This window comes from Type-A symbiont of Plautia stali (assembly GCF_059731155.1).
The window spans coordinates 611,344-636,766 of record NZ_AP035891.1; the positions used below are offsets into that span (position 1 = coordinate 611,344).

Annotated in this window: 16 protein-coding genes and 14 pseudogenes; 11 read left to right on the top strand and 19 right to left on the bottom strand. The window is 59.0% G+C overall.

Annotated features, from left to right (window positions below; genetic code table 11):
- Positions 1–30: 30 nt before the first annotated feature.
- Both AC6I8M_RS03215 and iraP read right to left on the bottom strand, forming a co-directional pair.
- Positions 31–210, bottom strand: a pseudogene (locus tag AC6I8M_RS03215) (PsiF family protein); the annotation flags it as partial.
- Positions 211–295: 85 nt separating this feature from the next.
- Positions 296–550: pseudogene (gene iraP / locus AC6I8M_RS03220) on the bottom strand (anti-adapter protein IraP).
- An 18-nt stretch (positions 551–568) separates the two neighbouring features.
- Between iraP and AC6I8M_RS03225 the strand changes: the two are divergent.
- On the top strand, positions 569–721 hold the full coding sequence (locus AC6I8M_RS03225) for a hypothetical protein (protein ID WP_195910869.1): 153 nt from the start codon (positions 569–571) through the stop codon (positions 719–721).
- Between the two features lie 489 nt (positions 722–1,210).
- Positions 1,211–4,285 (top strand): annotated as a pseudogene (locus AC6I8M_RS03230) (beta-galactosidase).
- Here AC6I8M_RS03230 and AC6I8M_RS03235 read toward each other — a convergent pair.
- Positions 4,218–5,516, bottom strand: a complete 1,299-nt coding sequence (locus AC6I8M_RS03235; RefSeq protein ID WP_022549046.1) for a multidrug efflux MFS transporter — start codon at positions 5,514–5,516, stop codon at positions 4,218–4,220. The pseudogene AC6I8M_RS03230 and the gene AC6I8M_RS03235 overlap by 68 nt on opposite strands.
- Positions 5,517–5,910: 394 nt before the next feature.
- Between AC6I8M_RS03235 and AC6I8M_RS03240 the strand changes: the two genes are divergently transcribed.
- Positions 5,911–6,162, top strand: coding sequence for a biofilm development regulator YmgB/AriR family protein (locus tag AC6I8M_RS03240; RefSeq protein WP_058948823.1), 252 nt, complete (start codon positions 5,911–5,913; stop codon positions 6,160–6,162).
- Between the two features lie 12 nt (positions 6,163–6,174).
- Here AC6I8M_RS03240 and AC6I8M_RS03245 read toward each other — a convergent pair whose 3' ends face one another.
- Both AC6I8M_RS03245 and AC6I8M_RS03250 read right to left on the bottom strand, forming a co-directional pair.
- Positions 6,175–6,492, bottom strand: a complete 318-nt coding sequence (locus tag AC6I8M_RS03245; protein ID WP_010618134.1) for a hypothetical protein — start codon at positions 6,490–6,492, stop codon at positions 6,175–6,177.
- A gap of 250 nt (positions 6,493–6,742) precedes the next feature.
- The gene (locus AC6I8M_RS03250) at positions 6,743–7,042 is read right to left on the bottom strand and encodes an I78 family peptidase inhibitor (RefSeq protein WP_022549044.1); all 300 of its coding nucleotides are present in this window, start codon (positions 7,040–7,042) and stop codon (positions 6,743–6,745) included.
- Positions 7,043–7,598: 556 nt separating this feature from the next.
- Between AC6I8M_RS03250 and AC6I8M_RS03255 the strand changes: the two genes are divergently transcribed.
- Complete coding sequence (locus AC6I8M_RS03255; RefSeq protein WP_010618136.1) at positions 7,599–8,246, top strand: CPBP family intramembrane glutamic endopeptidase; 648 nt, start codon at positions 7,599–7,601, stop codon at positions 8,244–8,246.
- A 93-nt stretch (positions 8,247–8,339) separates the two neighbouring features.
- A pseudogene (locus tag AC6I8M_RS03260) lies at positions 8,340–9,358 on the top strand (LacI family DNA-binding transcriptional regulator).
- Here AC6I8M_RS03260 and AC6I8M_RS03265 read toward each other — a convergent pair.
- Positions 9,353–10,240: a LysR substrate-binding domain-containing protein gene (locus tag AC6I8M_RS03265; protein ID WP_498013667.1), complete on the bottom strand. Its 888-nt coding sequence runs from the start codon at positions 10,238–10,240 to the stop codon at positions 9,353–9,355. The pseudogene AC6I8M_RS03260 and the gene AC6I8M_RS03265 overlap by 6 nt on opposite strands.
- A 152-nt stretch (positions 10,241–10,392) precedes the next feature.
- On the opposite strand from AC6I8M_RS03265, the pseudogene AC6I8M_RS03270 reads away from it, so the two are divergent.
- Positions 10,393–11,770, top strand: a pseudogene (locus tag AC6I8M_RS03270) (NAD-dependent succinate-semialdehyde dehydrogenase).
- Between the two features lie 51 nt (positions 11,771–11,821).
- On the opposite strand, the pseudogene AC6I8M_RS03275 reads toward AC6I8M_RS03270, so the two are convergent.
- The 5 genes and pseudogenes from AC6I8M_RS03275 to AC6I8M_RS03295 form a co-directional block, all read right to left on the bottom strand.
- Positions 11,822–13,259, bottom strand: a pseudogene (locus tag AC6I8M_RS03275) (glycoside hydrolase family 1 protein).
- A 12-nt stretch (positions 13,260–13,271) separates the two neighbouring features.
- The gene (locus AC6I8M_RS03280) at positions 13,272–13,586 is read right to left on the bottom strand and encodes a PTS lactose/cellobiose transporter subunit IIA (RefSeq protein WP_010618140.1); all 315 of its coding nucleotides are present in this window, start codon (positions 13,584–13,586) and stop codon (positions 13,272–13,274) included.
- Positions 13,586–14,891, bottom strand: a pseudogene (locus tag AC6I8M_RS03285) (PTS sugar transporter subunit IIC). Before AC6I8M_RS03285 ends, AC6I8M_RS03280 begins: the two are co-directional and overlap by 1 nt.
- A gap of 88 nt (positions 14,892–14,979) precedes the next feature.
- A pseudogene (locus AC6I8M_RS03290) lies at positions 14,980–15,289 on the bottom strand (PTS sugar transporter subunit IIB).
- A 206-nt stretch (positions 15,290–15,495) separates the two neighbouring features.
- Positions 15,496–15,681 carry a hypothetical protein gene (locus AC6I8M_RS03295; RefSeq protein ID WP_010618143.1) on the bottom strand — a complete coding sequence of 62 codons (186 nt, stop codon included), beginning with the start codon at positions 15,679–15,681 and terminating at the stop codon, positions 15,496–15,498.
- A gap of 58 nt (positions 15,682–15,739) precedes the next feature.
- On the opposite strand from AC6I8M_RS03295, the gene AC6I8M_RS03300 reads away from it, so the two are divergent.
- Together AC6I8M_RS03300 and AC6I8M_RS03305 are read left to right on the top strand one after the other, a co-directional pair.
- A complete protein-coding gene (locus tag AC6I8M_RS03300) occupies positions 15,740–16,063 on the top strand; it encodes a hypothetical protein (RefSeq protein WP_153005937.1) in 324 nt (107 codons plus the stop codon).
- 111 nt (positions 16,064–16,174) lie between these two features.
- Positions 16,175–16,414, top strand: a complete 240-nt coding sequence (locus AC6I8M_RS03305) for a hypothetical protein (protein ID WP_022549035.1) — start codon at positions 16,175–16,177, stop codon at positions 16,412–16,414.
- Between the two features lie 111 nt (positions 16,415–16,525).
- Here the strand turns inward: AC6I8M_RS03305 and yniD are convergent, their stop codons facing one another.
- From yniD to AC6I8M_RS03340, 7 genes and pseudogenes are all read right to left on the bottom strand, one after another.
- On the bottom strand, positions 16,526–16,621 hold the full coding sequence (gene yniD, locus AC6I8M_RS03310) for a small membrane protein YniD (RefSeq protein ID WP_225608399.1): 96 nt from the start codon (positions 16,619–16,621) through the stop codon (positions 16,526–16,528).
- A 90-nt stretch (positions 16,622–16,711) separates the two neighbouring features.
- Positions 16,712–17,142 (bottom strand): annotated as a pseudogene (locus AC6I8M_RS03315) (OsmC family protein).
- Between the two features lie 62 nt (positions 17,143–17,204).
- Positions 17,205–17,516: pseudogene (locus tag AC6I8M_RS03320) on the bottom strand (alpha-hydroxy-acid oxidizing protein); the annotation flags it as partial.
- A gap of 48 nt (positions 17,517–17,564) precedes the next feature.
- A pseudogene (locus AC6I8M_RS03325) lies at positions 17,565–17,912 on the bottom strand (FCD domain-containing protein); the annotation flags it as partial.
- A 21-nt stretch (positions 17,913–17,933) separates the two neighbouring features.
- Positions 17,934–18,101 (bottom strand): GntR family transcriptional regulator, encoded by a 168-nt coding sequence (locus AC6I8M_RS03330; RefSeq protein WP_318285141.1) that lies wholly within the window; start codon positions 18,099–18,101, stop codon positions 17,934–17,936.
- Between the two features lie 53 nt (positions 18,102–18,154).
- A pseudogene (gene lldP / locus AC6I8M_RS03335) lies at positions 18,155–19,795 on the bottom strand (L-lactate permease).
- Between the two features lie 227 nt (positions 19,796–20,022).
- Entirely contained in the window at positions 20,023–21,138 is a 1,116-nt protein-coding gene (locus tag AC6I8M_RS03340) for a cyanate transporter (RefSeq protein ID WP_010618155.1), read from the bottom strand.
- A gap of 86 nt (positions 21,139–21,224) precedes the next feature.
- Here AC6I8M_RS03340 and AC6I8M_RS03345 point away from each other — a divergent pair, with 86 nt between their 5' ends.
- Both AC6I8M_RS03345 and AC6I8M_RS03350 read left to right on the top strand, forming a co-directional pair.
- A complete protein-coding gene (locus AC6I8M_RS03345) occupies positions 21,225–21,887 on the top strand; it encodes a LysR family transcriptional regulator (RefSeq protein ID WP_498013668.1) in 663 nt (220 codons plus the stop codon).
- A gap of 89 nt (positions 21,888–21,976) precedes the next feature.
- Positions 21,977–23,337: pseudogene (locus AC6I8M_RS03350) on the top strand (amidohydrolase family protein).
- 109 nt (positions 23,338–23,446) lie between these two features.
- Here the strand turns inward: AC6I8M_RS03350 and AC6I8M_RS03355 are convergent.
- Positions 23,447–23,644: a hypothetical protein gene (locus AC6I8M_RS03355; RefSeq protein WP_010618157.1), complete on the bottom strand. Its 198-nt coding sequence runs from the start codon at positions 23,642–23,644 to the stop codon at positions 23,447–23,449.
- A 400-nt stretch (positions 23,645–24,044) separates the two neighbouring features.
- Between AC6I8M_RS03355 and dbpA the strand changes: the two are divergent.
- A pseudogene (gene dbpA, locus AC6I8M_RS03360) lies at positions 24,045–25,361 on the top strand (ATP-dependent RNA helicase DbpA).
- The last annotated feature ends 62 nt before the right edge of the window (positions 25,362–25,423 follow it).

Below are 25,423 nucleotides of genomic sequence, written 5' to 3' on the forward strand. Positions count from 1 at the left end.
AAAAGCGGCCCGCAGGCCGCCAGAGGTTTAAGCACTCTTCTTCAGACAGCTGCTCATAAAGGTTTTACGCGCATCGCCTTTCAGATTTTGGGCGCCTGCATGCTGATTACACAGCGTCATTTTTTCCTGCTGGGCGGTTTTCTCCGCCGCGCCCGCACCGCCAGCCAGCAGCAGGCCTGCTGCCATTATTGCCACAAGACACGATTTCATTGCCGGTTTCTCCGTGTGATTATTGCCTGTTAAGCATAGCACGGAATAAGCAAAGCGGAAAAAAATCTATGCGCGTACGGCGGGATTATTCGCGCGGGTGGTTGAGCAACTTTTCGACGTAATTACGCAGCATCAGCGCGTCCGGATTTTCCTGCACTGACGCAGCGGGCGGCATCGCGCGATCAATACCCGCCGCGATGTCACTAACCTGGGCGGCATCCAGTCTGCGCAGCATGGCGGTAAGCACGATTTCCAGCGCCTCAACCTAGACCACTAATTCTTTAGACTCTTCTTCTTTTTCTGCCAGCTTTAGCAGGAGTTCCACAATCAGGTTTTTCATGCGATGGACTCAGTCAGAATGGGAAAACAAAAATTAGCATTGGCAGGATTAAAACAACAAGAATTTTTGCCGGCCAGAGGAAAAATAATGGTTAGCCGAAGCGTAAAAAAAGTGGCTGAAATTCAATATATAACGGCGAAACGTTTCACTGACAAAATACGCCACAGATAAAACGTTTCGCATCGCTGCGTTAATTATGCACTGGCGCTAAATTAACGGGGTCCCTGATACCCATGACCGGGACCGCCACCGCCAGGACCACCCCAACCTCCTCCTCCGCCGCCCGGCGGCGGAAAAAGACAACCGCTTAACGCGGACACCAGCGCCATAACGGCAGCGAGCTTAACGATACGGATCATATTGACCTCAGGTTGCTGAAATTGCGCTGAGTGTATGAAGCGGCGGTTAACACGACAATACAGAATGCTCCGCAACCCGGCGCTATTCATGCCTGCTCACCACGCTTAACGTTTTAGTGGCAAGAAACCGCTAAAAAAGCCTCACAGACCGCTCAATACACCAGCTTAAGTTACAGCGAACGCTGTGCCGCAAACATCACTGCTGCTCGCTGTGCGCGCAGTAACAAAATTGCGCGCTGCGTCTTTACAGCTAACGCCATTTCACGCAATGTGAGCGCAATACAATTAATAAGATATCACTATGACCTTAGCGGCTGTTTCTCTGAGTGAAGTGCTGACACGCCGTGACTGGGAAAACCCGGTTATCACCAGCCTGCATCGCCTGGACGCGCACCCACCGTTTGCCAGCTGGCGCGATGAAGTCAGCGCGCGCGATCGCCATCCCTCACCTGCGCAGCAGCGGCTGAATGGTCAGTGGGCTTTCAGCTATTTTACCGCGCCGGAAGCGGTAAAATAGCTGGCTGTTACAGGATTTACCGGACGCCGCGACGCTGCCGGTGCCTACCAACTGGTAGCTGCACGGCTACGACGCGCCCATTTATACCAACGTTCAGTATCCCATTCCGGTGAATCCCCCTTTGGTGCCACGCGAGAACCCCACCGGATGTTACTCGCTCATATTTAAAGTTGATGACGGCTGGTTAAGCCAGGGGCAGACAAGCATCATCTTCGATGGCGTCAGCTTGGCCTTTTTATTTGTGGTGCAACGGACAGTGGATTGGCTATTCGCAGGATAGCCGCTTACCCGCCGAATTTGATCTCAGCCACGTGCTGCAGCCGGGAAACAACCGTCTGGCGGTCATGGTGCTGCGCTGGGGCGATGGCAGGATCAGGACATGTGGCGCATGAGCGGCATTTTCCGCGACGTGACGCTGCTGCACAAACCGGACACCCGCCTGAGCGATGTGCAGATCGAAACTGCGCTCAGCTCGGAATATCTGCGCGGCGATTTACGGGTGAGAGTCAAAATCCATGCCGGCGCGCGCTCGCTCAGTCAGTGTCGGGTGCGCGTCACGCTGTGGCGCAACGGCGACTGTATCGCGCAGTACGAACAGCCGCCGGGCAGCGCCATCATTGATGAACGTGGCCACTATCCGGAACGCACCCTGCTGGTGTTGCCAGTGCTGCAACCGCTGTTGTGGAGCGCCGAAACGCCTGATCTCTACCGCGCGGTAGTCACGCTGCTTGATGATGCCGGCGGGGTGATTGAAGCCGAAGCTTATGATGTGGGTTTCCGTCGCGTCAGCATTGAGCACGGCCAGCTGTGCCTCAACGGCAAGCCGCTGCTGATACGCGGCGTTAATCGCCATGAGCACCATCCCGAGCGCGGTCAGGTGGTGGATGAAGCCAGCATGCGTCAGGACATTGAACTGATGAAGCGCCACAACTTTAACGCGGTGCGCTGCGCCCACTATCCTAACCATCCGCTGTGGTATCGGCTGTGCGATGAGTACGGCCTGTACGTGGTTGACGAAGCCAATATCGAAACGCACGGCATGCAGCCGATGAACCGCCTCTCCGACGACCCGCGCTGGTTTGCCGCCTATAGCGAACGCGTAACGCGCATGGTGCAGCGCGATCGTAATCATGCCTGCATCATCATCTGGTCGCTGGGCAATAAGTCCGGCCACGGCAGCACGCACGATGCGCTGTACCGCTGGGTGAAAAGCAGCGATAGCACGCGCCCGGTACAGTATGAGGGCGGCGGTGCCAACACGGCGGCCACCGATATTGTGTGCCCGATGTATGCGCGCGTCGATCAGGACCAGCCCTTCCCAGCGGTGCCGAAGTGGTCACTGAAAAAATGGATCAGCCTGCCGGATGAAGCGCGTCCGCTGATCCTGTGCGAATACGCCCATGCGATGGGGAACAGCTTCGGTGGCTTTGCCAAATACTGGCAGGCATTTCGCCAGTTTCCGCGGCTGCAGGGTGGCTTCGTCTGGGACTGGGTCGATCAAAGCCTGACGCGCTATGACGAACACGGCCAGCCGTGGCAGGCGTATGGCGGCGATTTCGGTGACACGCCCAACGATCGCCAGTTCTGCATGAACGGGCTGGTGTTTGCCGATCGCACGCCGCATCCGGCGCTGTTTGAAGCACAGCGCGCCCAGCAGTTTTTCCAGTTTACGCGCGATCCCGGCGATGCGTATCGCGTGACCGTCACCAGCGAATTTTATTCCGCCGCAGCGACAACGAACGGCTGCGCTGGTGGATTGAGCAGGACGGTGTGACCCTCTCGCGCGGTGAGTGGGTGCTGGATCTCGATGCCGAAGGCAGCCACACTTTTACGGTGCCCGCGCCTGAAGCGCTGCAGGGTGAGGCGTGGCTTAACCTCGCGGTGCATCAGATCGCCGCCACGCCCTGGTCCGCGGCCGATCATCGCGTGGCCTAGGATCAGTGGGCGCTCCCGGCCGCGCTGCCGGTTACGTTGCCGCCGCTCAGCGCCTGCGCGCCACAGCTGGAAACCAATCACAATCTGGTGGCGGTGGTGCTGCCCACGCAGCGCTGGCACTTCTGTCGCCGCAGCGGCGCGCTGCTGCAGTGGTGGGTGAACGATCGTGAAACCATGCTGACTCCGCTGGAGGAGTGCTTTATTCGCGCACCGATCGATAATGATATCGGCACCAGCGAAGCCGCCAATATCGACCCTAACGCCTGGGTCGAGCGCTGGAAACGCGTGGGCTATGATCGGCTGCAAACGGAGCTGCTGGCGATGCAGGCCGACAGCCTGCAGCACGGCGTGCAGATTGAAACCTTGCATCGCGTACTGAGTGATGGCCAGCATCTGTTTACCAGCCATAAGCGTTATGGCATCAGTGGCAACGGCGAACTGACTGTCAGCGTCGATGTACAACAGGCCGCCGGTCTGCCGCCGCCCGCGCGCATCGGCATGCGCTGCCAGCTGGCTCACGTCCCGCACCAGGTGAGCTGGCTGGGACTGGGGCCTCATGAAAACTATCCGGATCGCCAGCTGGCGGCGCAGTTTTCACGCTGGCAGCTGCCGCTGGCGGCGCTCAGCACCGGCTACGTCTTTCCGGGTGAGAATGGCTTGCGCTGCGGCACGCGCCAGCTGGATAGCGGCAGCTGGCAGGTCAGCGGCGACTTTGCCTTCTCGCTCAGCCGCCACAGCCTTGAGCAACTGCGCGCCACCTCACACCGCCATTTGCTGCAGGACGAACCCGGCTGCTGGCAGCATCTCGACGGCTTCCATATGGGCGTCGGCGGCGACGATTCGTGGAGCCCGAGCGTCAGCCCGGAGTTTTTGCTTTCTCAGCGGCGCTGGCACTATGCGCTGACGCTGCGTCAGCCGGCTTAGTGGCGGCCGCCGGGCTAAGGGGTTTCAGCTCGGTTTTTGGCCGGCGATAGAAGCGCTGCAGCAACAGCTCATTGAGCAGGACGACGACCGCGGTAGCGAAGAATACCCTGCGGTAACCGGTGGCGGCAGAGACCGCTGCGCCCAGCAGCGGTCCGGCGACGTTACCGAGGTACATGATCGACTGGTTATAACCAAAAATACGGCCGGTGACGTTATCGCGTGAATGACGCACCAGCAGAGTTTGCACCGCCGGCATCATCGCGCCATCGGCAAAGCCGAGCAGAAAGCGCAGTACGCCCAACTGCGTGGCGCTGGTGACAAACGACATGGCAATCAGCAGCAGCAGCGAGGCGATCATGGTCGCCAGTAAAATACGCTGGGTACCGATGCGATCGCCGAGTTTGCCGAGACGCGGTGCGGCGATCAGTGCCGACACGACGGGCAGCGCGGCAATCACGCCACTGAGAAACGCGATATTCTGCGCATCCGGCGCCAGCTCACGCACGAACAGCGTCAGAATAGGATTCACCGAGCCGTTACACATCTGAATCACCATGGTGGTGACGAACAGGCAGAACATCAGGCGTGGATTATCGAGGCTGCGCATCACCTCGCGCCCGCTCAGTTTGTCCTGTTTGCTCACCGGCGTGTAGCCGGTCTCCTTAATCAGAAACAGCGTAACCATAAAGCTGACCATCAGCAGGACCGCGGTAACGATAAACACCATGCGCAGGCCCAGCCTGTCGGCCAGCAGACCGCCAATCATCGGCCCGAGGATCACGCCGCCAATTTGTCCGGTCGACACGCAGCTCAGCGCCCAGCCACGGCGCTCACGCGGCACCTGCGCAGCCACCAGCGCCATGGCGTTGGGAATATAACCGGACGTCAGTCCCATCAGCGCGCGCAACAGCAACAGCTGCCACGCCTGGGTGACAAACGCCTGCAGCAGAATCACCGCGCCCATGCCAAACGAAGCGCGCAGCAGCATCAGCTTGCGCCCTTTGCGATCGGCAAGGCTGCCCCACAGCGGCGCCACGACGGCAGAAACAATAAAGGTGACACTGAAGGTCAGGCCTGACCAGATACTAAGCGCGTTGCCGCCACGGATAACCAGCTCTTCCACGTAAAGCGGCAGGAAAGGAATTATCTGACTGATGGCCAAGCCGGTAAAAAAGCAACCAAACCAGACGGATATCAGATTGATCTTCCAGGATTCGATGGAGCGTAACATGAGCGCAGATGTCAGAAAAAATGAAACGAGGGTTCAGTCTAACAACCTCGTAACATTGCCGGACCGCAAAACATGGCATGAGGATGAAAACGCAGTTTTTCGCTGCCGGGCGTGATTCTGCTCACAGCAAATAGGGCAATGCCTCACTTTTGTAGTGTCTTTATGTGCGGTTACCTGGCATAAGCCCCGATAAGCACATCGCGAGAAACGGGAATCGTGAAAAAATATGACGATTTGTTACTGACAATATTCCACACCGCATCTATGATTTAAAAAATCACCAGTTATCACTGGCGAGGCACTGCCCGTCCTAGACAGTCCGCATGCTTAATTCAGGTTTTCAGTTGCTGCCCGTCGTGGGTGGCAGGCTTCGTTGTCTCTGCGGAGGTCGGCTATGAGAACGCACCATGACAGCGCCAGTCGGGCGATTACCGACTATTTCAACAGTCCCGCCTGGCACGCGCCGCACGAGAGCGATTTGCTGGCCGCCATCATGCGCGAGCTGATGGATGATGGCCAGCCCGCCACCAATAAAGCGGTGATTGCCCGCGTGATTACCCGGCTGGAAGTGGAAGGCGATGAACAACGCCTGCAGAGTTACCGCAACCTGCTGGCGCAGCTGTTAGAAGCAGGGTCGCAAAAATAGCGGCCCCTGAGATTATTTCACCACCCGCAGCTGGTCGGCTTCGCTGACCACTGCTTTACCGCTCTGACGCTGATACAGGCACAGTTCCCGCCCCAGCTGATTTTTCATGTGCTTTTGCGGATAGCTGCCTTCCAGCAACAGCGCATCGTAGTCAACGCTGTCGTCGTACATGATCGGCTTGCCCACCACTTTCACCGCTTTCAGACCGCTGGCCTGCAGACACGCCTGCTGCAGGTTTTTATCGTGCTGCTGCCATGCCGCCTCGCTTGAGGCCTGCGCCAGCGGGCTGAGGAGCAGCGTCAAACACAGCGTTCGGGTCAGGTATTTCATCGTCACTCCTGTAAGGTCAGTCTGTTATTGCTGCCTGTACGCCTGGCGCCGCAGAACCGCGATTAATCGCGCGGTATGGCAGGGGCAATATTGCGCAGCAGGCAGGTTATAGCGAAAAAAATTCCCGCCGTAGCGGGAAGAAACAAGACGAGCATTGCATATTCGAGAGTGACGAGGAAATCTCCGTAATGCGCAGCTATCCTCGCCCGCCGCCGTGACAGCCCGATGACAATGCCGTGCCCGTTTGGTGTTACCCGCAGTAAACCCGGGAAATTTTCCCGTTCTGATCGCCTAGGAAATTCAGGCGGCGCAGATTGAAGTCCATGGTGGCGGCACCGTTCCACGGAATCGCGCGCACCGGTACGGCAAAGCGCTGGGTATCGAGCGCGCTCAGCGGCTGACCGATGTAATTCTGATACTGCGAGGCACCGCACTGGTCGGTTTCCGGATCGTGACTGACGGCGTAACTGCTGTCAGTTTTACTGGCTGACTGACAGGCCGTTAAGGCGAGCATCGCCGTCAGCAGCAGCGCTTTTCCATAATGGTTCACAATTTTCTCCTCTTGGATAATGAACAAGCGGGTTCCTGAGAGGAACAAAGCGTGCCGCCGATGCGAAAATTTTTCCAGCAGACTGGTCGCATTGCGTGATAAAAGGCGCGATTTTCTCCTCACATTTTCGGATTAATCGCACGCTGTGTCTAAAAATCCCCCGGACAGACGCTACAATTATCTAAGACATTTCTGAGGAGATAATGATGGAACTGGCTATTTTTATCGGCTTCGCCATCGTGATGATTTTCGTGGCCGTCCGGGTACGTTAAGCCTCGTTAATTTTCTCTCTGCCGTTGCGCACCAAACGGTGCCAGCGACATCCTCCGCGCCAGACAAGTCATTCTGTTCCCTCTCCGCCTGGTCGCCAGAGATTAAAGCGCAAGCCGTCATGCCGCGCATCGCCTGCGGTGAGGTGTTCGTTTACCGGCGCGGCAGCCAGCAGATAGCGCCGCGATTGTGGCGTATCTGAACCGGCGGAAATCTCCGCAAACGCACCTCGACAGCACCGATCGCCGTTGCTACTATGCGTCTTCCTCTGCCCGCTGAGTCGCCTATGGACACCCAATCCGACAAAGTTACGTTGACCCTGTTTTACGTGGGTAGCTTTGTGGTTTATTACCTCGTGACCATGCTGATTACGCTGTTTCCCAATTACGGGACGCTGCGCAATAACGGCTTGCTGGTGCCGGTGCTGTGCCTGTTTGAATTTGCCGTGATCTATCCCCTGTACCGTTTCTACTGCCAGCGCCGCAGCGACATTCCACTGGGCTTTCTGCGTCCCGGCCAGGCACTGCTGTTTATCGGCGCGCTGTTTGTGCTGATGGTGGCGCAGACGCAGTTCCTGCAGCCGGAAGGCCGGCTGATTGAACAGAGCCAGCAGGGACGCAGCTCAATGCTGATTCTGCTGCTCACCGCCGTGCTGCTGGCGCCGGTGTTTGAAGAGGTGCTGTTCCGCGGCTTCCTGCTGCAGGCGTTTTTGCTGTGGGCGCCCAAAAGCCGTTTTGCCTGCATGTTGCTCACATCGCTACTGTTCGCCGCGTTACACACGCAGTACGTGCACTGGGAAACCATCGTTGCGCTGACGCTGTTCTCGCTGCTGCTGTGCTACGCGCGTCTGCGCAGCAACAGCCTGGCGCTGCCAATTTTTCTGCATACCCTGAATAACCTGATCGCCATCCTGCCCGCTTGGTTCTACGCCTGATCCCCCTCACTGTTTGGTAACGATGCCATTAATTTCCCTGCATTTTCAGGTACTATCGCTTTTTAGCCTGCAGGAATGATGGTCTAAGCGCTGATGATTACTATGCTGGATGTGGCCCGCAAAGCGGGCGTTTCTAAAGCCACCGTGTCGCGCGTGCTGGCGGGCAACCGCGATGTCAGCAAATCCACGCAGCAGAAAGTGTTTCAGGCGATGAGGAAACCGGCTACCGCCCAAATCTGCTGGCGCGCAGTCTGGCAACGCAAAAATCGCAGAATATCGGCCTGATCGTCACCCATTCGCTGTTTAACGGACCCTATTTCAGCGAGCTGCTGTACCAGACGGCCACGCTGACCAATAACTATGGCCGCCAGCTGATCCTGGCCGATGGCAAAACCAGCGCTGACGATGAGCGCGCGGCGATTGAGTTTCTGCTCGATCTGCGCTGCGATGCCATCATTATCTATCCGCGTTTTCTCGACACCGCCGCACTGGAAGCGATCATCGACCAGCACGATATCCCGATCATGGTGGTTAACCGCCGTCTGACGCAGCACGCGGCGAACTGCGTCTGGGCTTCGCACCAGCAAAATACCCGTGATGCGTTGAACTACCTGATTGCGCGCGGTCACCATGACATCGCGTTTATCACCGGACTGGCGGGATCGCCCACCGCCGACGCGCGTCTGGCTGGCTATCAGCAGGCGCTGGCCGACCATCAGCTGCCGTATGAAGCGGCGCGCGTATTGCCGGGCACGTGGACGCCGGAGAGTGGTCAGGCAGCGGCACGCCAGCTGCTGACTGCGGGCGTACCGTTCAGTGCGCTGATGGCCAGCAATGACGATATGGCGATTGGTGCCGCGCTGGCGCTGAATGCTGCGGGCAAACGGCTGCCGCAGGATGTGTCGCTGATGGGCTTTGACGATATTCGCATGGCCGAATTTTTCCTGCCGCCGCTCACGACGGTTCACGTGCCGGTGGCGGAGATGATTCAGCACACGCTGGCGCAGCTGGTGGCGATGCTGGAGGGCGAAGCCATTGCGCCCCTACCGCCGTTCAGCGGACGGCTGATTGAGCGCGCCTCCGTGGCCGATGGGCCATTTCGCCGCTCATAACGCCTGATCGCCGGCATCCTGTTTGACCAGCCACTGCTCCAGCCGCTGTAGCGTAGCAGCCTTAACGCTCTCCTGCGGGCGCACTAGGTAATAGGTGTGCCGGCCACAGTCCAGCGGATAATCCTCCATGGCGATCAGCGTGCCCGCCTTCAGCTCCGCTTCCACCAGCACCCGCTGCGCCAGCGCAATCCCATGCCTTTCAATGGCGGCCTGATAGGCCAGCGCCGAACTTTCCATCTGCCGCCGGTGCGGCAGCGCGTCCATTTCCACGCCAAACGCTTCGCACCAGCGCTGCCAGTCATCAGGGCGTCCGCGCACCAGCAGCAGGGTATGCTGCGCCAGCCCGGCCAGATGCATGCTGGCGCGCCGGTCAGCCGTCGGACGGCACACCGGCACAAGCACGTTTTTCACCAGCGGCGTGGCGTGCTGCTGCGGCCACGTACCGTCACCAAGCCGAATCGCCGCGTCGCAATCCACCGTATCGTCCCATTCCGACGCAGTAGTCAGGCGCACGTCAATCGCCGGATGCGCCAGCTGAAACTGTGCCAACCGCGGAATCAGCCAGCGGGTGGCGAACGTGGTGAAGGAGTGGAGCCGGATGACCGTGCGGCCGGCATTGCGCTGCAGCGTGGCGCTCGCTTGGCGAATACCGTCGAGGTGCTGGCTGATTTGCAGAAAATAGGCATTGCCGGGCAGCGTCAGTACCAGCCCGCGCCCCTGACGCTGAAACAGCGCTGTGCCAAAGTAATCTTCCAGCAGACGAATCTGACGACTCACCGCGCCTGGCGTCACCGACAGGCCATCAGCCGCCGCCCGGACGCTGCCGCTACGGGCGACATATTCAAACGCCAGCAAGGCATTTAGGGATGGCAAATCACGCATCAGTTAACCGTTCAGTTTTTCTCAATGATGGAGCAATTTTAATCGATTGTGGCGAAAAGGCCAGACGCGCATCATTTCTGCACAGCGGCAGCCAGCCCGATAACGCTGACTGCCAGGTTATCGCATTGATTCTGACACTGGAGCACACTGGAATGATTAAAGTCACCAATCCTGCCGACGGCAGCCTCGTCGGCGAAGCACCGTTCATGAGCCACGACGAGGTCGCGGCCGCTATCGATCGCACCTGTGCCGCGTTTCCGGCATGGGCGGCAAAAAGCGCGAAACAGCGCAGCGACCTGCTGCGCAGCTGGTACGATCTGGTACGCGCCGATAAGTACCTGTTTGCTGAACTGATGGTCAGGGAGAACGGCAAATGCCTGAGCGAAGCGCTGGGCGAAATTGAATACGGTCTCGGCTTCATTGAGTGGTATGCGGAAGAGGCCAAACGCGTCAACGGTGATACCCTGCCGTCGCACGATGCCAACGCCTCCGTGCTTGTGGTAAAAGAGCCGGTCGGCCCGACCGCTGCCATCACGCCGTGGAACTTCCCGTTTATGATGATCACCCGCAAAATCGCTACCGCGCTGGCCGCGGGCTGCACAATGATCATCAAACCGGCAGAAGAGACGCCGCTTACCCCGTATAAACTGCTGGAGTATGCACGTCAGGCCGGTATTCCCGCTGGCGTGTTTGAGATGGTGACCGGCGATCCGAAAGCCATCGGTGAAGCTTTTACCAGCGATACGCGCATCCACAAAATCTCCTTCACTGGATCTACCCGCGTCGGCAAACTGCTGGCGCAGCAGTGCGGGGCCACGCTGAAAAAGATGACCATGGAGCTGGGCGGCAACGCGCCGTTTATCGTGTTCGCCGACAGTCCACTGGAAGAGAGCGTGGCCGGGCTGGTCAGCGCCAAACTGCGTAACTCCGGCCAAGTGTGTATTTCGCCTAACCGCATCTTTGTGCATGACGCGATTTACGATGCCTTTGTGGAGCAACTGGTGAAAACAGTCAGTGAGATCCGCATCGATCAGGGTATGCAGCAGGAATTTGTGGTTGGCCCGCTGATTAACCGCATGGCGCTCGATAAAGTCACCGCGCTGGTGGATGATGCGGTAGCGCAGGGGGCGACGCTGCGCCTCGGCGGCAAGCCACACGCGAAGGGCGGACTGTTCTATGAGCCTACCATCCTGTGCGATCTGGACGCCTCGTTTGCCGTGCACAACACTGAGATTTTCGGACCGGTGTTTGCCCTGTACCGTTTCAGTGATGAAGAGCAGGTAATTCGCTGCGCTAACGACACCGAATACGGCTTGGTGGCATATGCGTGGACGCGTGACGTTGGCCGCGCTTTCCGCCTGTCGAAAAAACTGGAAGCCGGCATGGTGATCCTAAATTCCGGCTCGGTCGGTACGGCGTCAGTGCCGTTTGGCTGTATCAAGCACTCCGGCTACGGCCGCGAGGGCGGCCATTACGGTATTGAAGAGTATGTAGGTAAAATATGTGCTGATGGCGGGACAACACCGCTAATCACGCTGCTGGCGCGGCGGCGACCCAGCCGGGATGCCGCCGCGCCGCGCGTTAGTATTCCACCTCCGCATCAGGCTGTGCGCCGTTATTGCGGATCAACTGCTGATACCAGAAAAAGCTCTTCTTGCGATAGCGCGCCAGATCGCGCAGATCGTGTTCATCGCGGTTAACGTAGATAAAGCCGTAGCGCTTGCTGATGCCCTGGTGGGTGCTGACCAGATCGATGGCCGACCACGGACAGTAGCCAAACAGCTCCACGCCATCGGCAATTGCCAGTCGTAGCTGAGTGATATGCTCACGCAGATAGGCGATGCGATAGTCGTCATACACCTTATTGCCCGCCTCCAGCGTGTCGAACGCACCGAGACCGTTTTCTGTCACAATCAGCGGCAGGCGATAGCGCGCGTAGATCTCCCGCGCGGTAATGCGGAAACCGACCGGATCGATATACCAGCCAAACTGATTCTGCTGCAGATGCGAATTGTTGCAGCCGACGTACACCGATTTGTCGATGCCGGCCATCTGCTGGTCGGCCTGCTGCTTGCTGTTCAGCTCACCGCGCGCGACCTCAGGCATGTCAGCACTGACGGTGGCCGATGCACAGTAGTTGAAGGCAATAAAGTCCGGCTGGCCGGCGGCGATCGTCGCCATATCCTCCGCCTCAATGTGCGGCAGCCAGCCGCGCTGCTGCAGAAACGCCCACACCACGTTGTTGTAATGGCCATGCACCGCGAGGTCGAGGTAGAGCCAGTTGCGGATCGCTGAAAAGTTATCGGCGGCCAGCACATCTTCCGGTCTGGCGCTGGCGGCATAGATACAGGAGATGTTCGGTGCCGGGCCAATTTTGGCCTGCGGCAAGCGCTGGTGACAGGCAATCATCGCTTTGGCCTGCGCCAGCATCATATGGTGGTTCTGCTGATACAGCGTCTTCTGCGCATCCACCGTGCCGGCCGGCAGCGTGCCAATCACCTCGCCTTTGAGGAGCATCATGTTCTGTTTATTGATGGTTAGCCAGTATTTCACCCGGTCGCCATAGCGCTCGAAACAGGTGATGGCGAAGCGCTCAAAGGCGGCCACGGTGCGCCGGTTACCAGCCGCCATCCTGCTGCAGCGCCCACGGCAGGTCGAAGTGATAGAGCGTGACCAGCGGCTTAATGCCGTGGCGGCAAATTTCATCAATCAGCTGCTGATAAAACGCAATGCCCGCCGGATTCAGCTCGCCGTCTCCCTGCGGATAGATGCTGCTCCAGGCGATGGAGAATCGATAGGTTTTCAGGCCAAGCTCCGCCAGCAGCGCGATATCTTCCAGGAAGCGGTGATAGTGATCGCTGGTGACGGTGAAATCCGTCATCCCCTCAGGAAAATGGCCTTTATCGATCACCGACGGCCCTTTGCCGTCTTCGTTCCAGGCGCCCTCAACCTGATACGCCGAGGTTGAAGCGCCCCACAGAAAGCCGTGCGGAAACGCACCGGGGTTAGGATGTTGCATACTGCCTCCTTGTTAGTCTGCAGCCAGCTCGCGCCGCAGCTGGATGATCTCTTCCGCCAGTTCACGACACAGCATGGCGTTCATCAGGTGATCCTGCGCATGCACCATGATCAGATTGACCGGAATTTTGCCGCAGCCTTCGTCGGCACCGATCAATTCGGTCTGGATACGGTGCGCGGCTCTGGCCGCCTCGCTGGCTTCGCTCAGCAACGCATCGGCGCGTGGCCACTCTTTGCGCCGTGCCGCGCGCAGCGCTTCCATCGAGCAGGAGCGCGCTTCTCCCGCCTGAATAATCAGTTCCATGACCGTGCTCTCATCAATTTCCATCATGCCTCCTTAGCCGGTTGCGCTGCGGCGGCCTGCTCAAGCTCCTGCTGCAGCAGTTGCCGCTCATAAATTTTGAAAAACGGGTAGTAGATCAGCGTGGCGATGGTTACCAGCACGGCAATCAGCACGATGACGCGCCAGTCACAGCCGGTCGACCAGGCCGCCCCGATCGGTGCCGGCGTGGTCCAGGGGGCCAGCGACACCACGTGGTTAATCAGGTGGGTTTTGGTGGCTGTCCAGGCGAGCGTGGCGTTGACTAATGGCGCGCAGATAAACGGAATGAACAGAATCGGGTTCATCACCACCGGCGAACCGAAGATGACCGGCTCGTTGATGTTGAACATGCTGGGCACAATGCTCAGCTTGCCAATCGAGCGCAGATGCGCCGAGCGGCTGCGCAGATAGAGCAGCACCAGCCCCATGGTGGAACCGGAGCCGCCAATAACGATGAAAAACTGCCAGAACGGCTCGATAAACACATGCGTGATCGGCTCACCGGCGTTGAGCGCCTGCTGGTTGAGGCCGAGATTAGTTAGCCAGAACGCCTGCAGAATGCCGCCGAAAATCACCGCTCCGTGAATGCCGGCGAACCACAGCATGTGGCACAGCAGCACCGCCGGTAACGAATCCGAGGCGGAGATAATCGGTGCGAACAGCGCCATGATCGCCTGCGGCAGCAGCAGGCCAAACTGCGCCTGCACCCACAGGCTGAGCGGAAACAGCGTGATGAAAATGGCGATGATCGGGATCAGCAGATCGAACGACTGACGAATTTTGGGCGGCACCTGCTCCGGCAGCTTAAAGCCAATGTTGTGCTTTTGCAGGAAGTGCATCAGCTCAATGGCGAACAGCGCCACCAGAATCGCGGTGAAAATGCCCTCGCCGCCGAGTGAGCCAACCGGCAGGGTGCCCGTTGCTCTGTGGCGCGGCCACCACCAGAAACGCCATCAGCGCCAGGCTGGCCGCCATAAAGCCGTTCATCTTGTAGCTGTTCGCCAGGTTATAGGCGATGGCGCTGGCGATATACAGCGCCATGATGCCCATGGTCATGTTATACGGCATCATGATTTGCGCTTCATGCGCGCGCACCATACCGAGCCACCACTGGGCAAACGCCCATGAGCTGTCAGCTGAGAACGGCGGATGGGCAAACAGCAGCATAAACGAGCCCACAATCAGAAACGGCATCGAGGCGATAAATCCATCGCGGATGGCAATCACATGGCGCTGGCTGGAGAGGCGTCCGGCCAGCGGGCTGATGCGGTTTTCAATCACACCAAATAACGATTCGCTTATGCTGCTCATCGGCGAGCTCCTTGCATCAGGCAACAACAGAATAAGCCTGTGCAATGGCGCACAGGCGTAAACAATTATTTTATTTTCGGAACAATCGTCAGGCGTGAATCAGCTTTAGCGAATCATCTAATATTTTCGCGCCATTCATCATGCCGTAATCCATGCTATTTATCACAGAGATGGGCTTATTTATCTGCTGCGCCAGCGGCTGGAAGTCCGCCAGTTTGTATTTAATCTGCGGCCCAAGCAGGCAACAGTCAAAGTTCGCGATCTGATCGTTAAACTCTTCAAATGCCAACGGCTTTTATCTCAACCTCGACGCCCTTCTCTTTGGCGGCCTTCTCCATTTTCTGCACCACCATGCTGGTGGACATCCCGGCGGCGCAGCAGAGTAGAATCTTTGGCATCATTCAATCCTCAGTGTGGGGTTTAATTAACGAATACCCGCGCTAAAGGTTTTCTGCAACCGGTTTCAGATTTGCGTTACGGATCTGTGAGAAATATAAAAAAGCGCGCTGCAAATTTAATTGGGATGCAATAATAAACGGAAGAGATTATGTGAAAGTCGGGGAACAGTGGCGCGGCCAGACACAGCGCGCCACCGGGGCGAACGTCAGGAGATGGCGGAACCTTTTTGCTTGTCGGCTTCGAAGTGTGCCTTGAACTGCTCGTAGATGGAGATCATATTGGAGGCATCGCCGTGCAGCGGGCTCAGTTTACCGGCGCGCACCAGTTCGATGACCAGTTGCAGAGCGGCCTGTTTTGGGCTGCTGGCCGGATGGGCAATTTCATGAGACATCAGATATCACTCCTTATTGTTGTCAGTGCCGCACAGTTTAGCCCAGATTGTGCTGCTAATGGGCGCGGCGCTGGTTATCATCATGCTGTTCGGACAAAAAAGCCGCTCAGGCTGTTCATTGACGCCTGAGGCGTTTAGCTATACTGGATCAAAGAAAGGAACACACAGCCACGCATTCCGTACCACGGGAATGGTGCAGAAGGAGTCGGCTATGTTGATTGGTTTTGTCTTGTTAGTGAGCGCCTGCGGCCACGATGCCTGTGATGCCCTGCCGGTGTCGGAGCGGATTTATCCCACGAAAGTGGCCTGCGAACAGATGGCCGATCGCATCCATAAAGTCCGGCCGAACGTGGTGCTGCTTTGTGGGGAAGTGCACCGTTAATTCGATGCCAGTGCGTCATCAATTGCATAAAAAACAGCCAGACGGCATTGCAACCTGGACCCGCAGCGTTCAAAATATAAGCTGCTTTACACTATTACAGTTGTGAATCCCATGAAAAAAACTCGCCCCCGTCGTCCCAACGGACGCTGGGTTTATTACATTTTGTATGACGGCATTCTCTGGCCCTGTCCGATGCGCTGGGAGTGGGAGAGCGGCTTCGGCGGCTGGCTGCCGTTTTACTATTCGCCCACCTTTGAATTTGTCGCGGGCGATCCGCGCAAGGCCTACCGCATTGCGCGCAGCAGCGTGCGCAATCTGCGCCAGCATGAGCATGACGGCGAATATGCCTGAGGCGTCAGAACTGCCACGGCAGCCACGAGGCCGTCAGCAGGTAGTGCACCAGTTCCAGCACCAGAATAATCATCACCAGCACCCCGAGCTTGTGGCGGCATACCCAATCCTTTAGCCCCATATCATCGCCGCCCAGCGAATCAGCATCAGCGCGCCGCAGATGCACAGCAACACCACAATCATCTTCCAGTGTTTTGTCGCAGCCAGTTTTTTGCCACGTTTCCTCCAGACAGCAGAAAGCAACGATGCGCCCGCAGGCGCATCGCATAGTCTACCGCTGGTCACCCGTCAGGGCGATTAATTATTCAGCGTATAGAGTCGAGGGTGATTTCGGCATTCAGCACCTGAGACACCGGGCAGCCGGCTTTGGCTTTCTGAATGATTTCATCGAATTTGGCATCATCGATGCCCAGCAGCGCAATGGTGCTGTTGAGGGCAATTTTAGTGATGGCGAAGCCGTCGCCCTTTTTGTCCAGTGAAACATCGGCGGTGGTGTCGATGCTTTTCGGTGGATGACCGGCCTAGCCCAGCATCAGCGACAGCGCCATTGAGAAGCAGGCGGCGTGTGCCGCGCCAATCAGCTCTTCCGGATTGATGCCCTTTTCGCCTTCAAAACGGGTGTTAAAACCGTATGGCTGGTTGTTGAGCACCCCGCTTTCAGTGCTTACCGTGCCTTTGCCTTTGATGTCGCCTTCCCAATGGGCCGATCCTTTTTTATGAATGGTCATGTCATTCCTCCTGTTAGTCAGACAGCTATTCAGTATAGACAAGGCTTGGCGCTTTGCCTGGCTTAGCGCACCGCGTGCGGGCGCGCCGGGCTGCGTCCGGCTTCGCTCAGCAGCGCATTCGCCTGCACCAGCGAATCCTGGGTGATGTCCGCAATGGTTTTCGCGCCGGTCAGCGTCATCGCCACCCTCATCTCTTTCTCAACCAGACTCAGCAGATTCTCCACGCCGCGCTGGCCGTGCGTCGCCAGCGCATAGATAAACGCGCGTCCCAGCAGCACGCTGTCAGCCCCCAGCGCGATCATGCGCACCACATCCAGCCCGTTACGAATGCCGCTGTCGGCCAGAATGGTGATGTCGCCCTTCACCGCGTCGGCGTCGCCCGCCATCACCGCATCGAACATCGCCTGATGCTGGGCGTTGAGCTGGTTAAAGATCACCGGCTGGGTGTACATACGCTGGCGGCTGTGCAGCACGGAGGATTGCAGCAGATCGAAAAATCCGCGCATGGTCTGCAGCAGCACCAGATTATGCGAGGCTTCGGCAATGGCGAGGTGGAAGCGCAGATCCGCCTGCGCGGCCAGTTCGGGATCGTCGCAGTCGTTCATTTGTATCAGCGCGTCAAAGGCATAGCGCAGCCGCTCTTTATACGCCTCGGTGGCGCGCTGCGCGGCGTGCCAGGCGGTGCTGGCCTCAATCGCGTGGCGCGCTTCAAGAATATCCCAGCGGTAGTCAGAATCGGCGGCCAGCAGCTGGCGAATCGGCTCGACGATGCGCTGTTCTGACCACGGCTCCTATGGCTCGCACAGCCAAGTGCCGCCGCCGCGTTTACTGATCAGCACGCCACTGCTGATCAGCTGCTGGATGGCCTCACGCACCGACGAGCGCGAAGCGCCGAAGCGGGCGGCCAGCGCACGCTCCGAGGGTAAACGCATGCCGGGTTTCAGCTGATGCTCTTCAATCTAGGCGCTAAGACGCGCGCGCAGCGTATCCGCCAGCCGCGGTGTGGGTTCAGTCATGGAATCATCCAAGTAAAGACATACGCCTGCAGCGTGGTGATCACGCCGACCATACAGGTAAAAATCAGGCTGTGTTTAACGGTAAACCGGAACAGATCGGACTCGCGCCCCACCAGCCCCACGGCGGCGCAGGCGATGGCGATCGACTGGGCGAAATCATTTTACCGGTGACGCCACCGGTGGTATTGGCGGCCACCAGCAGCACATCCGACACACCAATCTGCTGCGCGGTGGTCGCCTGCAGTGCGGCGAACAGCGCGTTGGAAGAGGTATCGGAGCCGGTCAGAAAGACGCCCAGCCAGCCGAGGAACGGCGAGAAGAAGGTGAAGGCCTGGCCGGTGTGCGCCAGCGCCAGGGCCAGCGTGGCCGACAGCACGGAGTAGTTAGAGATAAACGCAAAGGCCAGCACCATGCCGATGGAATAGATCGGCAGCGCCAGCTCCTTCAGGGTTTCGCCAAAGGTGCGCAGCGCTGCCGCCGGCTTCATGCGCAGGAAGAGCACCGAGATCACCGCCGCCAGCAGAATCGCAGTGCCGGTGGCGGAGACCAAGTCAAATTTGAACAGCGCCGCATACGGCGTTGCTGCGCTCACCACCGGCGGCATGCGTGCCACCAGCTCGTGCAGCAGCGGCACTGGTACGCTAAACACCCAGTCATACAGCGCGCCGCCTTTAGCGAACAGCGCTTTAAAGGGCGGAATACTCCACAGCGTAACGGTCGCGGTAAGGAACAGCATCCAGGCACGCACAATCTGCGCCAGCGTGTAGCGTTGCGTCCCTGAGGGCGCAGCCTCTGGCGCGGGCTGTTCAAAGCGGAAGATGCGCACCGGCTGCCAGCGGCGCAGAAACAGTGTCAGGCAGATCAGCGAAGCCAGCGACGAAATGATGTCCGGCAGCTCCGGGCCAAGGAAGTTAGAGCTGAGGTACTGGGCGATGGCAAACGAACCGCCGGCCACCATCACCGCTGGCCAGGTCTCTTTGATGCCGCGCCAGTCATCCATGATCGCCATGATCCAGAACAGCACGATGAGGGTGAGAAACGGCAGCTGGCGTCCCGCCATCTGGCCAATCTGGAAGCTGTCCAGCCCGGTGACCTGACCGGCGACGATGATCGGAATCCCCATCGCGCCGAACGCCACCGGCGCAGTGTTGACGATCAGGCACAGGCCTGCGGCATAGAGCGGATTAAAGCCCAGCCCGACCAGTAGCGCTGCGGTGATCGCCACCGGTGCCCCAAAGCCTGCCGCACCCTCTAAAAACGCGCCAAACGAGAAGCCAACGATCAGCATCTGCAAACGCTGGTCTGGCGTGATGGAGAGAATGGAGGCGCGAATGATATCGAACTGGCCGGTTTCCTCCGAGATCTTGTAGACAAATACCGCCGCCACGATGATTCAGGCAATCGGCCACAGGCCGTATAAAAAACCATACGCCACCGACGCCAGCGATTGGGGCACCGGCATGCCGTACAGCAACAGCGCTACCAACAGCGCCAGCACCACGGTGATCGTACCGGCCTGATAGCCCTTCAGCTTGAGCTTAATCAGCGCGAAGAAGAAAAAAACAATCGGGAACCGCCACCAGGCTGGATAGCCACAAATTGTTGAGCGGATCGTAGTTTTGTTGCCACACCTGCATGCCGTTTCTCCAGAGGTCACCAGAGGGATGCGGCGCATCGGCAAAAGCAGGAGTGCGCCGCAGATTGTTGCCCGGTTCCGGACCACAATTAGTAGGACCACATTGCGGCTGACGGGCTTTCTGGCTCCAGATAGTTAATGCATTGTTAACCCAAAGCAACGCGGCAGGCGTGATTTTTCGTGTTATGTGACCATGTGGCTACATTTCTGCAACATTGGTAGGACCAATCAGCGTGCTGCCGCACTAAAGGCGCGCGCATAGCTGCGCGGATGAAAACGCAGATTGAGCCCGATCAGCCCCAGCGTCACGATGCCCTGCATCAGCCATACGCTGACAAAGCTGTGGGTAAGCACCTGCAACTGACCGGCAATAAACGGCATGCAGCCAGCGATGATGAATCCTGCGCCCTGCATGAAGGCCACCAGCCGCGCGCCTGCCTGCGGCTGCGGCAGATGATCGAGCGCCAGCACCATCGCCAGCGGGAACGCGGCACCGAGACCGAAACCGGCGATAGCCGCCCACAGCCACGGAGCCAGCAGCGGCGCAAAAAGAAACCCGCTCATCCCGGCCAGCTGACACAGCAGATTGACAATCAGCTGCGGACGGCGATCGGCACGGCGCGCCAGCAGCGGCATCAGCAGCGCGCCGGCAACCTGGCTCAGAATCATCACGCCCAGCAGCGAGCCGCCGGCCTGCGCCGACCAGCCCAGCCGGTGATACGCATCCGGCAGCCAGGCAACGCAGGTGGCATAGCCGCCGTTGACCAAGCCAAAGCTCAGCGCCAGCGACCAGGCGCGCGGCTTACGCCACAGCGGCGGCAGCGTTACCTGCGCGGCATCCGGCGCGGCAGGCACGCGCACCAGTAGCCACAGCAGGATAGCCAGCAGCACCGGCAGCGCCCAGCTGCTGAGCGCCAGCGGTACGCCAAGCTGCGCGCCCGCCCACAGCCTGGTAACCGCAGCGCTGCGCCGGCTAAAACGCTGACGAATCAGTCCCGGCATCGCCATCTGCACCACGCCGACGCCGATTCCGGCAAACAGCGCGCTGAGCACCAGCCCGCTGCCGCTGTCGATCACGCCGCGCGCCGCCAGCAGCAACAGCGTCAGCCCAGCCAGCAGTAAGGGCTTTAAGGCGACGCGCTGCATCAGCGTGGCGCTGAACAGCGCCACCGCGCCCATCATCACCATCGGCACCGCCGGTAGCAGCGAGGCGGCCAGCCCTGACAGATGCAGGCTGTGGCGCAGCTGGCTCAGCAGTGGACTGACCGAGGTCAGCAGCGGGCGCATGTTCAGCCCGGCCAGCACCAGCGCAGCCAGCGTTAACGTATTGGCATGTCGGTTCATAACCCATCCTGCAGTGAAAAGTTGTCAGCATCGCAGCAGACAGTACTATTTGGAAATGAAATAACACCATTATGGGCAGTGGATAAATGAATCGTCAGCCAATGTTTACGCCGCAGCAGCTATTGAGCTTTGTGGCGGTGTGCGACACCGCCAGCTTTACCCGCGCCGCCGAGCGCGTGCATCTGTCGCAGTCGACGGTCAGTCAGCAGGTGCGGCGACTGGAAGAGATGGTGGGTAAAGCGCTGTTACAGCGCACCTCGCATCAGGTGGCGCTGACCGAAGAGGGAGAAAAATTGCTCGGCTACGCGCGGCGCATCATCGCCCTCAACGGTGAAGCGCACGATGTGCTGAGCGATAAGTGGCGCGACGGCATTGTGCGCATTGGCATGCCGGAGGATTTTGCCGCCCCGACCGCCAGCCTGCTGGCCGGATTCAGCCGACAGCATCCGCAGCTGCGTCTTGACGTGATGAGCGGCATGTACGTCGATCTGCATCGCGCATGGCAGCGCGAAGAGCTGGATCTGATGCTGATCAAGCAGCCGGGCGGCGATCGCCCGCTGGCCGCCCGGCCCGAGCCGCTGCTATGGCTGGACAGTGCAGAACATCCCTGCTTTGACCAGACGCCGCTGTCGCTGGTGGTGTTCCCGCAGCAGGGGCTGTATCGCGAAGAGATGTGTCAGACGCTGGATGCGCTGCAGCAGGCACTGGCCGCTGCGCTGGTGCAATTCTGCCAGCTACAGTGGCAGTGATTTTTCCACTGCCAGACAGTGGGAAATATCGCAGCGCGGCGGCGTCGGTTTTGCCAGATTAGGTTTTTTCCTTTTGCATGGAGTTTCCGATGCCTCTCACCGCTTCCAGCCGACGTGATTTCCTCAGCCACGGCGTGCGCCTTACTGCCGCAGGCAGCCTGATGATGGCTGGCATGAGCACCGCCGCCCGTCCCGACACGCAACCGGTCTCGTCCACACCGCCGCCTGCCGTCGCGCACTATCAGCTGCTGAATGTGCGCCTCGAAGAGGGATTTGAGCGCGACGGTGCGGAGATTGTCGCCACCCGCACCGCGCTGTACGACATCACCATTAAAGAAGGCAAGTTCAGCGCCATCCGCGCCGCCGGTCAGGCGCGGCAGCCGGCCCTGCCGCAGTGGGATGCCAGCGGTGCGCTGCTGCTGCCGCGCACGCGGGACATGCACATCCATCTGGATAAAACCTTCTACGGCGGACCGTGGCAGGCACCGCGCCCGCGGCAGGGCAAGACCATCATGGATATGATTGCGCGCGAGCAGGTGCTGATTCCCCAGCTGCTGCCAACCTCGCAGGCGCGCGCCGAAGCGCTGATTGGCCTGCTGCAAAGTAAAGGCAGCACCGAAGCGCGCAGCCACTGCAACATCATCCAGTCAGTGGCCTGAAAAGCCTCGAACATCTGCAGCTGGCGCTGGCCAACCATCCGGCGTTTCGCTGTGAGATCGTCGCCTTTCCGCAGCATGGTTTGCTGCATTCCCAGGTCGATGGCCTGATGCGCGAGGCGATGCAGCTCGGCGTGCAGTATGTCGGTGGGCTGGATCCCACCAACGTGGATGGTGCCATGCAGGCTTCGCTTGATGCGATGTTCCGCATCGCGCTCGACTACGATCGCGGCGTGGACATTCATCTGCATGAGACCAGCGCAGCCGGCGTGGCGGCGATACAGTACATGATCGCTACCATCGCCCGTAACCCGCAGCTGAAAGGCAAAGTGACGCTGAGCCACGGTTTCGCGCTCGCCACGCTGGAAGGTAAGGCGCTGGATGAGATTATCGCCGGCATGGCCGAACAGCAGATGAGCGTGGCGTCAACGATTCCGATTGGCAAGCTGACGATGCCATTGCCGCAGCTGCAGGCAGCGGGCGTGACGGTGATGACCGGCACCGACAGCGTGATCGATCACTGGTCGCCGTTCGGCACCGGCAGCATGCTGGAGAAAGCCAATCTGTATGCCCAGCTGTATCGCGGTTCGGATGAGTTTGGCCTGAGCCGCGCGCTGCATATCGCCACCGGCGGCATTTTGCCGCTCGCCAATGACGGTGAGCGCCAGTGGCCGCAGCTGCAGGATGAAGCCAGTATGATGCTGGTCGACGCCAGCTGCTCGGCGGAAGCGGTGGCGCGCATCGCGCCGGTGCGCGCTACGTTCCAGCGCGGCACGCCGGTATTCAGCGCCTGAAGGCGCATCGCAGCCAGCACCAGCACGCCAAACCCGGCCAGAAAAAAGCCTCCCGCAGGAGGCTTTGGAAGGTGACACCGGCGCGGCAAGCCCGATGATAATGCTGGATTTAAGACAACATCTGAATCGCCAGCGCATACAGGCGCTGGTGCTCATCGTCATTAACAGGCTCTTCTTCCGCATAACAGGCAATCATGGAGCTGACTTTATCGGAGGATAACGTCTCTCCATGCAGATGCAGCGTTAGCACGGCGCGGCCGACGATTTTCAGAACATCTTCGTTTTGTCCCTGGACATAGTGACTCAATGAGGTGACCTCTGAAGTAATTATTAATTGCCAAATGGCGCGCTAAATATAAAGCAAAGCGGTTAGGATTTTTACTCAGATTTTCCGCATAACAGGTAACATATAAGCGAAATCTTACTGAAAATAGCCGTAACATGCCGCGATATGCCGCGATATGCCGCTTACCTGCCGCTAATATCATTTTTTCCCTCGAAAAAGCGTTTTTACCGTTCGTGCTGCCTCGTGTGAAATTCGGAACATTCATTAAAACTTTGCGATAGTTGCCCCCCATCATTGCCATGACAAAGCGCAACGACTGACTAATTTCATCGCGTGATTATTGCCGTAATTGCCGTTGCCGATAGCCCGCCTTTCTGCCAGACTGGCCGCCGCTATTCCTGCTACTACCTGAGATGCTCCTGTGACTGCTTTTTCTACCCTGACGCAACTGCCTGCCAGCCAGCTCTACAACCTGCGCGAGATGGGCTTCGACGCCATGACGCCGATTCAGGCCGCTTCCCTGCCAGCCATCCTTAAGCGGACGCGATGTGCGGGCGCAGGCGCAAACCGGCAGCGGCAAAACCGCCGCCTTCGGTATCGGTGTGCTGAACCGCATCGACAGCGGGCGTTTTCATACGCAGGCGCTGGTGCTGTGCCCGACGCGCGAACTGGCCGACCAGGTCAGCAACGTGCTGCGTCAGCTGGCGCGCTTTACCCGCAACATCAAGATCCTGACGCTGTGCGGCGGCCAGCCAATGAGCGCGCAGCGCGATTCGCTGGTGCATGCTCCGCATATTGTAGTCGGCACGCCGGGGCGCATCCTCGATCATCTCAAGCGTGACAATCTCGATTTGAGTCAGTTGCAGAGCCTGGTGCTGGACGAAGCCGATCGCATGCTGGAGATGGGTTTCGGCGACGATATGGAAGCCATCATTGGCTTTACGCCGGATTCACGTCAGACGCTGCTGTTCTCCGCCACCTGGCCCGATACCATTGCCAGCCTGAGTCAGCGCTTTCAGCGCGATGCGCTGGCAGTGGCGACCGAAGCGCAGTCGGAACTGCCGGCGATTGAGCAGCAGTTTATTGAAGCCAGCGCCAGCGAGCGTATCAACCTGCTCAGCGCTCTGCTCAGCCAGAAGCAACCGGCTTCCTGCGTGGTGTTCTGTAACACCAAACGGGAATGCGATGAAATTGCGGCCGCGCTCAACGAGCGCCAGATCAGCGCGATCGCGAACGCGTGCTGATCGCCACCGACGCCGCCGCGCGCGGCCTCGACATTAAATCGCTGGCGCTGGTGGTTAACTTCCAGCTGGCGTGGGATCCGGAAGTGCACATTCACCGCATTGGCCGTACCGGCCGCGCCGGCGAACAGGGGCTGGCGGTCAGCTTTGTGGCGGCCGACGAAATGGTGCGCGCCCATGCGCTGGAAGATTACCTGCAGCAGAAGCTCAACTGGCAGCCGGCCAGCACGCTGAAAGGCAAAGGCACACAGCCGCTGCCGGCGGCAATGATGACGCTGTGCATTGACGGTGGGCGTAAAGCCAAGATGCGTCCCGGCGATATTCTGGGCGCCCTGACCGGTGAAGCCGGTTTCAGCGGCGATCAGATCGGTAAAATCGATCTCACCCCGACCCATGCGTATGTCGCCATCGACGCCGCGCAGGCGAAAAAAGCGCTGATCAAGCTGAAAGAGGGCAAGATCAAAGGCAAAAGCGTGCGCGCGATTCTGCTGAAGTAACTGTCGTGAGCATGAAGGCGATCGCCCTTACGCTAAATTTTCATCGCCCTTCCCTTCATTTT

Excerpts from the sequence above, each read along its gene's own strand:
- AC6I8M_RS03225 (WP_195910869.1), top strand. The coding sequence starts at position 569 with ATGGGAAAACAAAAATTAGCATTGGCAGGATTAAAACAACAAGAATTT.
- AC6I8M_RS03235 (WP_022549046.1), bottom strand. The coding sequence starts at position 5,516 with ATGTTACGCTCCATCGAATCCTGGAAGATCAATCTGATATCCGTCTGG.
- AC6I8M_RS03240 (WP_058948823.1), top strand. The coding sequence starts at position 5,911 with ATGAGAACGCACCATGACAGCGCCAGTCGGGCGATTACCGACTATTTC.
- AC6I8M_RS03245 (WP_010618134.1), bottom strand. The coding sequence starts at position 6,492 with ATGAAATACCTGACCCGAACGCTGTGTTTGACGCTGCTCCTCAGCCCG.
- AC6I8M_RS03255 (WP_010618136.1), top strand. The coding sequence starts at position 7,599 with ATGGACACCCAATCCGACAAAGTTACGTTGACCCTGTTTTACGTGGGT.
- AC6I8M_RS03265 (WP_498013667.1), bottom strand. The coding sequence starts at position 10,240 with ATGCGTGATTTGCCATCCCTAAATGCCTTGCTGGCGTTTGAATATGTC.
- AC6I8M_RS03280 (WP_010618140.1), bottom strand. The coding sequence starts at position 13,586 with ATGGAAATTGATGAGAGCACGGTCATGGAACTGATTATTCAGGCGGGA.
- AC6I8M_RS03295 (WP_010618143.1), bottom strand. The coding sequence starts at position 15,681 with ATGTCTCATGAAATTGCCCATCCGGCCAGCAGCCCAAAACAGGCCGCT.
- AC6I8M_RS03300 (WP_153005937.1), top strand. The coding sequence starts at position 15,740 with ATGGGCGCGGCGCTGGTTATCATCATGCTGTTCGGACAAAAAAGCCGC.
- AC6I8M_RS03305 (WP_022549035.1), top strand. The coding sequence starts at position 16,175 with ATGAAAAAAACTCGCCCCCGTCGTCCCAACGGACGCTGGGTTTATTAC.
- AC6I8M_RS03340 (WP_010618155.1), bottom strand. The coding sequence starts at position 21,138 with ATGAACCGACATGCCAATACGTTAACGCTGGCTGCGCTGGTGCTGGCC.
- AC6I8M_RS03345 (WP_498013668.1), top strand. The coding sequence starts at position 21,225 with ATGAATCGTCAGCCAATGTTTACGCCGCAGCAGCTATTGAGCTTTGTG.